Consider the following 13,032-nt stretch of genomic DNA (forward strand, 5'->3'; position numbering starts at 1 on the left):
GTTATTCCTCCCCGATTATTTTTATTTCTTCTTCAGCAACCAGACCTTGTTGTATCCGGAAGCTCTTTAATACCGGCTGCTCACGTTCCAGCAGAGAAATAATAAAATAACTGACCTTAGGATCAAAAGCTAAGCGTTTATCTTCTGCCGAAGGGCGGGCAGGCGACACCGGATGGCTGTGGTAATTGCCCAGCATGCTCCACCCTTGTTTGCGCATATCTTTAACGGCGGCAAACTGTTCTTTCGGATCCATGGAAAAATGTTCCGGACTATTATCCATATTGGTCAGCGGATAAATTCCCTTTACAACGCTATTGCCGTTTTCGTCTATCGTTCCGCCCAACAGTCCGCAAGCTTCCACCGGAAGCTGCTCCAGCGCCTGCCGGACAATTTTTTTGTAATCTTGCTTTTGTAAAATAATCAACACAACCACCCTAGCATCAAATTCCGCGTTTTTCTTACTTTTTTACTTCACACACTGCTTGCTCGTAGTCAATTAACCCGGTAATACAGGGGGTTTTACCGCACACCTGACATTTTTCGTTATATGGCAGTTTAATTTTTCTAAAGTTCATATGTAATGCATCATATGTCAGCAGCTGCCCTGTAAGAAGTTCGCCTACCCCGAGAATATATTTAATTGCTTCTGTTGCCTGAATCGTTCCGATGATGCCGCCCATTACCCCCAGCACCCCGGCCTGTTTGCAGGTAGGCACAGCATCGGGCGGCGGCGGATTATTGAAAATACAGCGATAACAGGGGCCCTGACCGGGAACATAGGTTAAGGTTTGCCCCTCAAAACGGATAATACCGGCATGAGAAAATGGTTTCTTTGCCAAAACACAGGCATCGTTAATCAAAAATTTAGCCGGAAAATTATCAGTGCCGTCAATGATGAAATCATAATCCTGATCCCTGATAATATCGATAATGTTGCCGGAATTAACCCATTCCTGATAAGTAACAACCTTAACGTCAGGATTCATTTCCTCAATGGTCTCCTTGCCGGAGATAACTTTGGGTTTGCCAATATCCTTGGTCTGATGGATGATTTGCCGCTGCAAATTAGACAGCTCAACCGCATCAAAATCCACCAAGCCAATAGTGCCGGTTCCCGCGGCGGCTAAAAAAACCGCTGCCGGCGCGCCCAGGCCGCCGGTGCCGATGATAAGCACCTTGCCACCCAGTAATTTTTTTTGTCCCTTTACTCCCACCTGTTTTAGGATGATATGGCGCGAATACCGTTCCAGCTGCTCATTAGTAAAGTCCATGCGCACCGCCTCCCATGAAATACAGAAATTCAACAACATCGCCTTCATGCAGCAAGGTACTTTCGAACCCATCCCGGTCAACAATTTCATCATTAAGCTGTACGGTTACATAGTTCGCCATTTCGACTTTTTGCGTTTCCAGCAATCGCTGTATACTGATTTTTTCTTCAACCACTGCATCTTCACCATTTATTTTGATCTTCATAGCTGCTGCCTCCTTGTATAATCGCACTGTCCCTATATTCCAAAAGTATAGCCTAGTTCAAACGCCCGGCTATTTTGTTCAATGAGTTTAGGAATCCTTGCCGCCAGCGCCTTCAGAAAATTCTCCTTACTGATCGCCCCCTGCAATTGTTGTCCCAGCCTGCCAAGAAAAATAATATTGGCGAAAATCTCCCGTCCTAATTCTTTTACGGCAATATCCCTGGCCGGAAGCGGGCTATGCTGAACACCTGCTCCCTGAATCGGCTCGATGTATCCCGGATCAAAAATAATGGTACCATGCTGTACTAAGGAACCAAATTTGGTATAGGCCGATTTTGACATTGCACAAAAATAGTCCGGGGTTTCTACTACAGGACTGTCAATGGGTGAACCTGACAGCACAATTTGACTGCGGACATAACCGCCTCTGGTTTCGGTCCCATGGCTTATCAGCATAGTAGTGAACAGTTCTTCATAGACTGCAGCGGTACTGAGAATCTGGCCAAGCAGAACAACGCCCTGCCCCCCAAAACCGCTGACCAATATTTCTGTTCGGTTCATGTTACCCCTCCCTGCGCACAGCCGCTGTAAATTTTCTCATTTGCTCCGAAAACTCCGGACGCTCTATGGCAGCCTGATGATAGATGCCTGTTGTAAAGGCAATTCCCTCGATATTTTGTTCCGGATCAGGATTGGTCCGCTCTTTCAGCCACCGGTAAGCTATAACCGGCTTGCGTGAGCCCAAGGCTTTGCCGGCATAGTTGGTTATACACGGATAAGCTATGTGTACCAAAGAAAAACCCTTATATTGAATAGCCCTCTTGATACTTTCTACTGCATTCTGGCCTTCAACACTGGTATGTCTGGCTAAAAAGCCGGCACCGGCTGCCCGCAAAACCTCCAGAATATCCCGTCCGTCCTGTACCCAGTTGGGATCCTGCATGCCATAAGGACTGCTGTCTGTTACCGAACCCTTAGGGGTGGTGTAGCCATACTGGCCGCCAGTCGACTGATAGCCAAAATTATCGGCTACAATGACAGTCATATCTACATTTCTTCGCACACAATGCAGCAGGTGTAACAAGCCAATGCCAAAGGCATCACCATCACCGGCTGTGATTATTATCTTTTTCTCAGGCGGCAGCGCCAGCCGCAGCCCGGTGGCGATGGCATATACCCGCCCGTGAGTACCGGCAAAATTATCCCCTTTCCAGGTGTTGAACGTCTGCCGCCCGGCACAGCCAATGCCTGTTCCCCATACAATGTCGCCGGTTGTAAGTGCCAGTTCATCAATAGCCAGGAGTATTTTTTTATGAACCTGCCCCAGGCCGCAGCCGCTGCAGGCGGTACTCGGTATTTTTTTCGACTTCAGGTATTTTGTTGCTAAATAGTCCATGCTACCAAGCCTCCCGCTGCCATTTTATGCTCGCCAGCGGCCGGTTCTGAAGCAAGTTCCGGGCTGCTTCCACTAATTCCGCCACCTTGGGCAGCTCGCCGCATCTTCCTAAAAAATGCACCTCACTGCCCTTCTGAGCTGATCGCTGAACTTCCCGCACCAGCTGACCGTCATAATTAAGCTCCACAGACAGATACTTAGCATTCCGGCTGAAGGCTTCATCAGGAAAAGGCCATATGGAAACCAAACGAATGCCACCCACTTTCAACCCTTGTTCCCTGGCCGCTTTCACTGCACTTTTTACTACACGCGAAGGACTGCCATAGGCTACAAGAATTACGTCCGGATTATCATCTGTGTCAATTTCCTCGTAACGAGTAATAATATCTTTATGGTTTCGTACTTTATAAATTAAGCGATAGGCATGCTTATGCTGCCATTCCACTTCTTCGGTATCAAACCCTTCGGCCGTAGGCGTCCAGTCCGAGCAGGCGGCGCCGGTATTATGGCCCAGGACGACAGGCGGAACATCAATTTCATCGGTTGCCGGATAAAATTCAGGCCCGTAATTAATTTGGCGGGGCACCACCCTAAGTCCCATTTCCCGGGCTTCTGCCTCGGTATCGGGTATTAGAAGGGTTTCCCAGCCATCGGTAACAATTTGATCTGCCAACACGGTAACCGGCATCCTAAACCGTTCGGCAAGATAAAAAGCCTCTACCGTCAGTGAAAATGCTTCCTGTACACTGTTCGGTGCCAATACAATACTCTCAAAATTTCCCCCATGGGTCGGATAACGGCTGAGATAGAACTCACCTTGACCCGGCGCCCCCGTAATTCCGCTTACCGGACCGACACGCTGGGCATTTACCACCACCACCGGAATTTCACTGCCCAAAGCCCAGCCATATGGATCAGCATACAAAACATAGCCGGGGCCGGATGTTGATGTCATCGCTTTTAGCCCGCCCAAGGAAGCACCGATGCACATATGCAGTGCAGATAACTCGTCTTCCGCCTGAACATAATAGCCGCCTATCTGCGGCAGGCGCCGGGACATATTTTCAGCAATTTCTGTGGCCGGCGTGATCGGATATCCTGCAAATACCTTGCAACCGGCAAAAATGGCTGCTTCCGTAATAGCTGCATTGCCTGTGTCAAATACTCTTTTCACTATAATCCTCCTTTGCCGGTTGTTCATCTATACTGATGGAAAAATCCGGGCACGCAAAGAAACAGCGCCGGCAACCGATACATGCAGCGGAAGCTTTAGCCAATACCGGCCGATATCCCTTATCATTGAAATAATCGGCTTGGGTAAAAACTCCGCAGGGGCACACTTCGATGCAATAGCCACAATCTTTGCAACCTTGTCCATCGACCTCTACCTTATATTTTTTGATTTGTTGCTGTTGGCAGTCCATAATAGCTGATAGCTCCTTTCTCGACGGTTTCTGCCGGTACTGAGACACAGCGGCGTCCTCATTCCCTGCCTCTGCGGCAGAAGCTGCCGTAAGCCGGCTATAAAGCCCGGCGAGTCTGCGCCGCTGAATTTTCCCATTTGCTCCTTTGGGGAAATCCTCAATAAATAGAATCTGCTTCGGTATTTTGAAATCAGCCAAATATGCTTTGCAATGTTTCAGAACTCTTTCTGCATTTAATTGAAATCCTGGCCTTAACTGTACAAAAGCTACGATTTCCTCACCAAATAAATCGTCAGGCACACCCACGGCAGCGGCTAGCTCAATCTCCGCCAGTTGGTATAGGATTTCATCCACTTCCCGCGGTGAAATCTTTTCTCCGGCCCGGTTGATCAATTCTTTTTTTCTGCCTGTCAAAAAGAGATAGCCTTCTTCATCAAAATAACCTAAATCCCCGGTATAAAACCAGCCGTTTTGAAAACTTTCCCGGCTGGCCTGCAGATTGTCGAGATATCCTTTTGTAACATTGGCCCCCTGGAGAATGACTTCTCCCGCTCTGCCGGCAGCAACCGGATTGCCCAGCTCATCAACCACTTGAATTTTGTTTCCCACAGGCAATCCGACTGAACCGGCTTTCCTGACTCCGGGCGGCAGCGGATTAGTGGCCACCTGACTGCCTGCCTCCGATAATCCATAGGCTTCAATCACCGGCACACCATACCGCTTTTCAAATTCCTGCAAAATTGCCACCGGCAGTGACGAGGAGGCCGAACGTGCGAACCGCAGGCTCGTTGTCCGGGCAGTTATAGTTTCAGCCTTAGAAAGCAATATCGACAAAATGGTAGGAACAGCACTAAACCAGGTCACCTGATACTGATTCACCAACTCCCAAAACCTGCCGGCGCTGAATTTGTGCGGTATGACAGCTCTCCCACCGGTAAAAACCGGGGTAATCATGGTAATAACCAATCCATTGATATGAAAAAAAGGCAAAATGCACAATACAATGTCCGCTGCTGTCAATTGGTGCCCCTGCCCGATATAACCGGCTTCAGCCAGCAAGTTGCCATGGCTCAAGACAACACCTTTGGGCACTCCGGTGGAGCCGGATGTAAAAAGCAGCAGAGCCTCATCAGCAGAGCTTGGCTGACTTTCGTGTACTACAGCTCTGCGGGGCTGTTCCAAAACAGTAATATAAATTTCTTCGTTTCCATCAATACTCGTTTGCTGCCAGCTATTGCTTCCCGGTAATAAGTCGGGGGGCAATGCGTTTGCCCCCTCATGGTTTGCAATAATTAATTGGGTTTTTGCCTGATCCAGCAAGCCTGAAATTTCCGCTGGTGTAAACCGGGGATTCAGCGGGACGACAACCCCTCCGGCCAAAAGAACACCCCAGAATGCTATGACCCAGTTTGCTCCATTTTCTAAGATCAGCGCTGCCCGCCCACCCTTTTGCAAACCTTGCCGGGTTAACTGTTGTGCCAATTTTTGCGCTGCCAGATAAAATGCTCCATAAGTTAAGTCCTTCCCTTGCTCAGGCACAGATATAAAAATGCGCTCGCTGTCATGTAAAGCGCGATACGTAAGCAGTTGAGCCAAGGTTTCAAAACTCATATTCTCACCCCTATACGGTATACTGCGTAAAAGTCTGCCTGCAGGGATTACCGTAAGCATAATGGATTGTCCGTTTATCAATGTCATAAATTGCGGCAGATACTGTTTGCGCATCCCCGCCATGCCGGCAGATAGGATGTGGTTCCTCATGATCAGCCAGTATCGCTTTGATTCTTTCTACCGAAAACTCTTCCGAACTTGGTTCCCGTAAATCTGGTGAAACTGACAGCCGGGTAAACCGGGCAAAACGCGTTTGGGAATTTGCTTTGTTTACCGCGAGTTTTTCATCGGTCTTTAGATTTAAAAAATGATTGGTTCTCACAGTAATATTCTGTATTATGCGTTCAACAGCATATTTAGGATATAGCTGTTCAATGACAGCTCCGCCGTCAGGAGTCATTATTACCAAATTGCCGCCTACTAAGGGGGTATTTATCAAGAAGTTTCCGGCAATCTGCAAAGCAGCCTCTAAATGACCGGCATTTTGCAAGATGTTTTCAACAAGTACTCCCCGTGGAGTCTTGCGTTTAAGTGCTTCAGGCAGCGGCATATAATCTGCGAAAGTCATAGCAACAGCTACACCGGCCTCATTAATGCCGCTATTCAATCCGCGTTCTAACGGACTGGCATGGCCAGCCACCCCAATATAGCGGTAGCGGCCATGACCATGAAGCAAATCTTCGGTAATGCCTGCACCTGGTTCCATGTCCCGGTTCTTAAACAAAAACTTTCCGTATATGGCTCCTAACGTGCACACAAGCTCACCCCGTTTGACATAGAATATTCTTATTAATAATTTATGCCTTACTGTCTAATCTTTTTATAGTAACGATCGTCAAACAATTCCTTAATGTCGTAATCCTTCTTGAGTACTTTGGTTTCTTTGAGGAAGTCTTTTACCTGTTGAAGGGCATCAATATCCTCTTGAACTATTTTGGAATCCCAATCAGAGCTTTTTACAATTCGTGAAATAGCTGATACAGGAAGCTTGCTTTCTTTCGAAATTAACTCCAAGGCTTCATCCGGATTACTTTTGATGAAGGCAGCAGCCTTCTCGTTCACTTTGAGAACACGTTCTGTAATGTCCGGATATTTTTGCGCAAACTCATTCCGCGCCAGGAATACACCGATATAACGTTTAACCCCACTTGAAGAATCTTCCAGGATTTTCCCGGCGTTGGCATTCTCTAACACAGAATTCCACGGTTCCCAGGTTGCCACTGCATCCACGTTTTTAGTTTCCAATGCTGCCTGATGATCACTTGCCGGCAGATTAACAATATTAACATCATTAATGTTCAAGCCATTTTTCTTCAGCAGAAGAATTAAGAAATGATGGGCGCTTGAGCCAACCTGCACGGCTATCTTTTTCCCCTTCAGGTCGTTAACCGACTTATACGGCGAATCAGGACGAATTAATAACGCATTACCCCCGGGAGTATAACCGGCACGGCTAATTACTTTGATATCCACACCAGCCGACTTTGCCGATACAGGCGGCATATCACCGGTGTGGGCAAAATCGGCACGACCGCCGGCAAAGGCTTCTATCATCGGTGGTCCGGACAGATACATATCATATTTTACAGCTATTCCGTCTTTGGCAAATTCTTCGTCGTACAGGCCTTTGGCTTTAGCCAATAAAATGATTATGCTTGAATTCTGGTAGGCAACATGAATTTCTTGCGGTTTCTCCGCCTTTTTATCAGTTCCCGCCGCCGTCTTCGTATCATTTCCGCCGCAGCCTGCCGCCAAAACCCCAATTACAAATAAGACCAGGATTAACAAAGTCAGCTTTTTCTTTTGCATCTTCTCATCCCCTTTAATTAGTTAACTATGTAAGTCATACTGGTAATTACTCTTGTTTTTAGCTGTCAGCTCCTTCTGTTCCAAACTTAGAAATTGTCGTTTAAATACTATAAGCAAACGGCAATTCAACATCCGAAAAAAATTCAGTGTAAATCTGCTTGCGGATTTTTACAAATTCATAGCTGTTCCGGTCACGCGGCCGAGGTAAGTCTACAGGAATAATCGATTTTGCGGTAGCAGGCAGCTTAGACATTACAACGACCCGGTCTCCCAAAAAGATAGCCTCGTCAATATCATGGGTTACCAGCAGAATTGTGGTCTTTTCTGCTCCCCAGATACGGATAATCTCTTGCTGCATCGTAATGCGCGTCATGGCATCCAGTGCACCGAAGGGCTCATCAAGCAATAAAACCTGTGGCCGGTTGACTAATGCTCTGGCTATACTGACCCGCTGCTGCATGCCTCCTGACAATTGATGCGGATACGCTTTGGCAAATCCCGCTAAACCCACTAATTCCAGGTGTTCCTGGACAATCCGCTGTTTGTCTTGCTTGTTTTCCTCTTTACCTAAACCAAACAGCACATTCTCTTCAACCGTCAGCCAGGGGTACAGCCGTGCTTCCTGGAAAACCATCCCCCGGTTTAGTCCCGGCCCTTCAATCCAATCCTCACCCAGCCGAATTTCTCCTGAAAATCCCCGTTCCAACCCGACAACAAGCCTGAGAAGCGTACTTTTACCGCAGCCACTGGGACCAATGATGCTGATAAATTCCCCGGGCTCTACCGTTAGATTGATATCCTTCAAAACGTCCACCGGCTTACCCGCAATTTGGAATGTCTTATTCAAATTATTGATAATAAGCGGTTGTGGTTCTATTGATGTCAGGCTCATTTGCTCACCCCCTTTAGTGAATGTTTACATTCCAGCGCAGCAAACGCTTTTCGAGCAATTGCAATAATTGTTCAATGATAATACCGGTAAAGCCAATGGAAAGTACCCCTACTAGTACCACATCAATTTGCGATAATTCCCTGGCATACATGATCATATAACCAATACCCGATGCCGCTGCAATAAGTTCAGCTGCCACTACACTGCGCCAGGCTACATCAATACCGACCCGGACGCCGGTAAAAATTGCCGGTAAAGCTGCAGGTAAAATGACCTTGGTTAACAGCGTGATATGATCTTTTTCCAGAATGGTAGCTACTTCTAAGAACTTTTTATCCACATTTTTGATTCCTTCTATGACACTGACCAATACCGTCCAGAAGCTGCCAATGGCAATTACGGTAATTTTTGAGCCTTCATCAATCCCCATCCATAATATAAGTACCGGAATCCAGGCAATAACCGGAATAGGTCTGAGAACTCCAAAAATCAGGCTTACTGCTGTCTGCAGTTTCCTGGACAGTGCAACCTGAACACCCACTAAAATACCAAGGCCTGCCCCAATAATGAAGCCTTGGGCAACCCGCAAAATACTGACTCCCAAATTACTAAGCAATTCCCCGGAAGATAATACTTCGACCAGTACAACAGCAATGGCGGAAGGCTTTGGTAAAAGGGTGGCCCGAATCAACCCCAATTGACCGGCGGCCTCCCAAATAGCCAAAATCAAAATAGGTGCCACTAATGCAAGATAGTTTTCTCTAATCCATAGAATGAATTTTTTCATTGATTGTTCCCCCCTTTCTTCTCAAATTTATGTTTTAAGCAAAAAAAATAAAGGCCAAGAATTCAAGAAGAATTCTTAGCCTTCAGTTCTCTGATCAGCCAATGTATGTAAATTAGTATACAGTACCATTAGACAACTGTCAATATGAAATATGTTGACATAGGTAAATTTGAATAATTATGGATTATAAAAAGCATTTTTTACCGTGTTCAACCGCTCAAATTGTTCTTTAGGCAAAGTTACAGTATCCAGATGATATTCTTTGCCTACATACTCATATTTTGGCTGTCCCAAACGGTGATAAGGCAGCAGTTCATAGCGAACATTAGGTTTGCCGCAGATAAAGTTCATTATAGCTTTAATATCTTCTTCCGAGTCATTAAAGCCGGGAATTACCGGGGTTCTCACCAATATGGGCAAATTAGGGAAAGCTGCTGTCACTTTGATAAAATTTTCAAGAATAACAGCATTGCTTTGTTTGGTCTGTTCCTGATGTTTATTTGCATCCAAACACTTTATATCATAGATCAAAGTATTTAGGCAGCGGCAGGCTTTCTCCAGTATCGGCCATGCGGCATAACCACTGGTTTCTATCGTAGTATTGAGCCGCCTGCGCCGGGCCTGTGCCAGCAGTTCAAGCACAAAATCCGCCTGCAGCAAAGGTTCTCCGCCGCTTACTGTCAACCCGCCGCCTGACCTGGAGAAAAAAATATTGTCGCGTTCCACTACCGCCAAAATATCATCCACCGTCATTACTTGCCCAAATATGTGTAAGGCGGTTGCAGGACATACCTGTACACACGAAAAACACTTTTGGCAGGCTGCCCTGGCAACAACCGGCTTGTCATCCTCACCCGGGAGCAAGGCATTGTGGGGGCAAGCCTTGAGACATCTGCCGCAGGCAGCAATGCCGATACATTTGTTTGGATTATAGGCCAGTTCAGGCTTACTCTCCTGGGATTCCGGATTACTGCACCAGCGGCACCGCAACGGACAACCTTTTAGAAATACAATTGTTCTTATTCCTGGTCCGTCATGCACCGAGAATTGCTGAATATTAAAGACATATCCTGCCTGTTTATTAGTGGGTTCCATGGGTGGTCCTCCTAGAAACTATGCTCGGTTCTGGCAATGACATCATTCTGCAGATCCGGGGAAAGATCAATGAAATACGCACTGTATCCGGCCACCCGCACGAGCAGATTCCGGTATTTGTCAGGCTCTTGCTGAGCCGCCAGCAAAGTTTCTTTGTTAATAATATTAAACTGTAAATGCCACAGCTTTAAGTCACACCAACTGCGGATAAGGGAAATGATTTTTTGTGTTCCAGCTTCGCCTTGCACGCAGGACGGACTTATCTTTATATTCAACAGCCTGGAGGCCCGCTCCTGGAACCCCAGATTCTTAGAATTGGCATTTGACATGAGCACAGCAGTAGGCCCGTTTACGTCGGCGCCATGGGAAGCAGAGGATCCGTCAGAAAGAGCCGACCCGGCTTTTCTGCCGTTTGCGGTAGCGCCGACAACTTTGCCGAAAGGCACATGCGAAGTAACCGGCACATAGCGCACATCAAGACTTACACCGATCGCTTTAGAATACTTGTGAGTAAAGCGCAGCGCCTCCAAATCGATATTTTGGGCAATAGCATCAGCGGCAGGGTCATTATTCCCAAACCGTGGGGCATTCAACAGCAGTTGTCTTATGTCTTCATGTCCCTGAAAATCATCTGCAAGTACTGTTATCAATTCATCAATGGTTATCTGCTGCTCATCATAGACATATTTTTTAATGGCCGCTAACGAATCGACCACTGTAGCATAGCCAATAATGTCAAAGTAGCCTAAATCGATGCCGCCGTCAATTCTTTCTGAATGCAGGTCCTTGCAGGTCTTTAAGCACTGCTCATGCAACGCAGAGCCTAAGGGTGCGGCGAAATGTTTTTCCCTTAACCGATTGGCAATTACCTGTTGTTTAAATGCCTGCTTAAGCAAATTGGTTTGCTGCGTGAGATAGGCTTGCCAAAATTCTTCCCAGGTTGCAAAATCCCCGGGATTTCCGGTTTCCAGCGTCAGTAATTCATCCTGGTAGATTTTCATTCTGCCGTTATATAGAACCAGCTCTAAGGCAGCAGCAATATTAACATACGCGCAGGGACTGGTATAGGTATCCCTGTTAGGCATTCTCACCTCAGTGCAGCCTGAAACGGCATAGGTATTGGCTTCTTTGAAGCTTGCTCCCTTTGCGACCAGCAGGGGAATAACTTCTTCGTCATTGATCAGTTTGGGAAAGCCTGAGCCATCCTTTATTGTTTCAGCAATCTCATAAAGATATCTTTCCGGCGAACGCGCATGAACCCTTGCGGCTAAATCCGGATAGTTAATGGGAAACTCCCGTTTTGATTCCAAAAACAAATAGGTTAATTCATTAGTAGCATCCTGGCCATTTTCATCCTGGCCGCCAATGGTGACGGCTTCCCAGTGCGCATAGGCCTCATTAAAGCAGGCACCTGCCGGACTGACATACAAATCAATGTACTGAGCCATTCCTACCCACATGCATTCTAATAGTTCTTTGGCCCTTTCCCGATCAATCCGCCCTGCTGTCAGATCGGTCCGGTAAAATGAATATAAGTATTGATCCATTCTGCCATTTGATATGGTAGCCCCTGTCTTTTGCTCCAGGCGGGAAAACATTTGCGTAAACCATTGTGCTTGAACCGCTTCATAAAAAGTACGGGCAGGATTCTCCGGCACCCATTCGCATATGCCGGCGATTGCCAGCAGCTCGCGCTTCCGAATTTCATCATTTTCGGTTGCGGCAAGTTCGGCAGCCAGTCTTGCATGCCGCCTGGCCCATATGACAATAGCCTCTGCTACCAGGATAACAGCCTCAAGAAAAGGTTTTTTCTCCAGAGCATCATTCGGATCAAATGGATCAAGCGCCGCAAGCTGCTCCTCTGCCTCCTGCTTAATACCCTTAAAGCCTTTTGTCAGCACTTTTTCAAAGTCGTGAACCCATTGCAGTGCTGAGCGCATTGTGGCTGTTTCATTAACAATAAATCTTGACTTTGATACATTTGCCGGGTCGTAAGTTACCCTTAACACATCTTCCGGCAGAGATTTCGCAAGATTTTCGTAAAAGGTTTTACCCTGCCAGTAAGGAGCAATCTCCTGTTTGATATAGGCTATATCTTCAGCGGCAATATAAAAAGGAGACTCTATTCGTTTGGGCAACTCTTCCGCCATTTTTTCTAAAAAGCAGCCGTCCAGCTCCGGATAAATAACACCATATCTTCCCGGGCAGCCGGCACGGCCGGCCAGCAGCTGTTTATCATCAATATATACAGTAATGTTTTCTGCAATATGTTTAAGCGCCTTCGCCCACCGGAGAATTAACGGCTGTCCCTCAGTGGTTTTAAATGACTCGGTAAAAAACCTGGCTCTTTCGATATCGATTTTGGGCTGAGCTCCTTTAAAAGAATTAAAGATCTCAGAAGGCCGCTGCCTGTCATAAGCACTAATTTTACCTGCCAATTCTTCCTTTACTCTTTGCTCCTGCGGAGACAACACAGCATTACTGACTCCCATGAATAACACCCCTCTGTTTTGTGTAGTTAAAAGACAACAAAAAAAGCCAAA

Annotated in this window: 13 protein-coding genes; all 13 read right to left on the reverse strand. The window is 46.7% G+C overall.

From position 1 onward, the window contains the following. Position 1 precedes the first annotated feature (1 nt). The gene (locus SPSPH_RS14670; RefSeq protein ID WP_198931006.1) at positions 2-427 is read right to left on the reverse strand and encodes a M67 family metallopeptidase; all 426 of its coding nucleotides are present in this window, start codon (positions 425-427) and stop codon (positions 2-4) included. 31 nt (positions 428-458) lie between these two features. Continuing rightward, a complete protein-coding gene (locus SPSPH_RS14675; RefSeq protein ID WP_075757484.1) occupies positions 459-1,271 on the reverse strand; it encodes a HesA/MoeB/ThiF family protein in 813 nt (270 codons plus the stop codon). After that, positions 1,258-1,476: a sulfur carrier protein ThiS gene (gene thiS, locus SPSPH_RS14680; RefSeq protein ID WP_075757483.1), complete on the reverse strand. Its 219-nt coding sequence runs from the start codon at positions 1,474-1,476 to the stop codon at positions 1,258-1,260. Before thiS ends, SPSPH_RS14675 begins: the two co-directional genes overlap by 14 nt. 32 nt (positions 1,477-1,508) lie before the next feature. Further along, the gene (locus SPSPH_RS14685; protein WP_075757482.1) at positions 1,509-2,036 is read right to left on the reverse strand and encodes a 2-oxoacid:acceptor oxidoreductase family protein; all 528 of its coding nucleotides are present in this window, start codon (positions 2,034-2,036) and stop codon (positions 1,509-1,511) included. A gap of 1 nt (position 2,037) precedes the next feature. After that, positions 2,038-2,871, reverse strand: coding sequence for a thiamine pyrophosphate-dependent enzyme (locus tag SPSPH_RS14690; protein ID WP_075757481.1), 834 nt, complete (start codon positions 2,869-2,871; stop codon positions 2,038-2,040). 1 nt (position 2,872) lies between these two features. Further along, complete coding sequence (locus SPSPH_RS14695) at positions 2,873-4,045, reverse strand: 2-oxoglutarate ferredoxin oxidoreductase subunit alpha (RefSeq protein ID WP_075757480.1); 1,173 nt, start codon at positions 4,043-4,045, stop codon at positions 2,873-2,875. Further along, a complete protein-coding gene (locus tag SPSPH_RS14700; protein ID WP_075757479.1) occupies positions 4,029-5,906 on the reverse strand; it encodes an AMP-binding protein in 1,878 nt (625 codons plus the stop codon). The genes SPSPH_RS14695 and SPSPH_RS14700 overlap by 17 nt, the downstream gene beginning before the upstream one ends. A 10-nt stretch (positions 5,907-5,916) precedes the next feature. Next, positions 5,917-6,663 (reverse strand): carcinine hydrolase/isopenicillin-N N-acyltransferase family protein, encoded by a 747-nt coding sequence (locus tag SPSPH_RS14705; RefSeq protein WP_146196582.1) that lies wholly within the window; start codon positions 6,661-6,663, stop codon positions 5,917-5,919. A 47-nt stretch (positions 6,664-6,710) separates the two neighbouring features. Next, positions 6,711-7,715 (reverse strand): ABC transporter substrate-binding protein, encoded by a 1,005-nt coding sequence (locus SPSPH_RS14710; RefSeq protein WP_075757477.1) that lies wholly within the window; start codon positions 7,713-7,715, stop codon positions 6,711-6,713. A 100-nt stretch (positions 7,716-7,815) separates the two neighbouring features. Next, the gene (locus SPSPH_RS14715) at positions 7,816-8,607 is read right to left on the reverse strand and encodes an ABC transporter ATP-binding protein (protein ID WP_075757476.1); all 792 of its coding nucleotides are present in this window, start codon (positions 8,605-8,607) and stop codon (positions 7,816-7,818) included. Positions 8,608-8,620: 13 nt separating this feature from the next. Further along, positions 8,621-9,394 carry an ABC transporter permease gene (locus SPSPH_RS14720; RefSeq protein ID WP_075757475.1) on the reverse strand — a complete coding sequence of 258 codons (774 nt, stop codon included), beginning with the start codon at positions 9,392-9,394 and terminating at the stop codon, positions 8,621-8,623. A gap of 177 nt (positions 9,395-9,571) precedes the next feature. Then, positions 9,572-10,489, reverse strand: a complete 918-nt coding sequence (hpsH, locus tag SPSPH_RS14725) for a (2S)-3-sulfopropanediol dehydratase activating enzyme (RefSeq protein WP_075757474.1) — start codon at positions 10,487-10,489, stop codon at positions 9,572-9,574. 11 nt (positions 10,490-10,500) lie between these two features. Next, the gene (gene hpsG, locus SPSPH_RS14730; protein ID WP_075757473.1) at positions 10,501-12,981 is read right to left on the reverse strand and encodes a (2S)-3-sulfopropanediol dehydratase; all 2,481 of its coding nucleotides are present in this window, start codon (positions 12,979-12,981) and stop codon (positions 10,501-10,503) included. Positions 12,982-13,032 lie beyond the last annotated feature (51 nt).

This window comes from Sporomusa sphaeroides DSM 2875, from assembly GCF_001941975.2.
GTDB lineage: Bacteria > Bacillota > Negativicutes > Sporomusales > Sporomusaceae > Sporomusa > Sporomusa sphaeroides.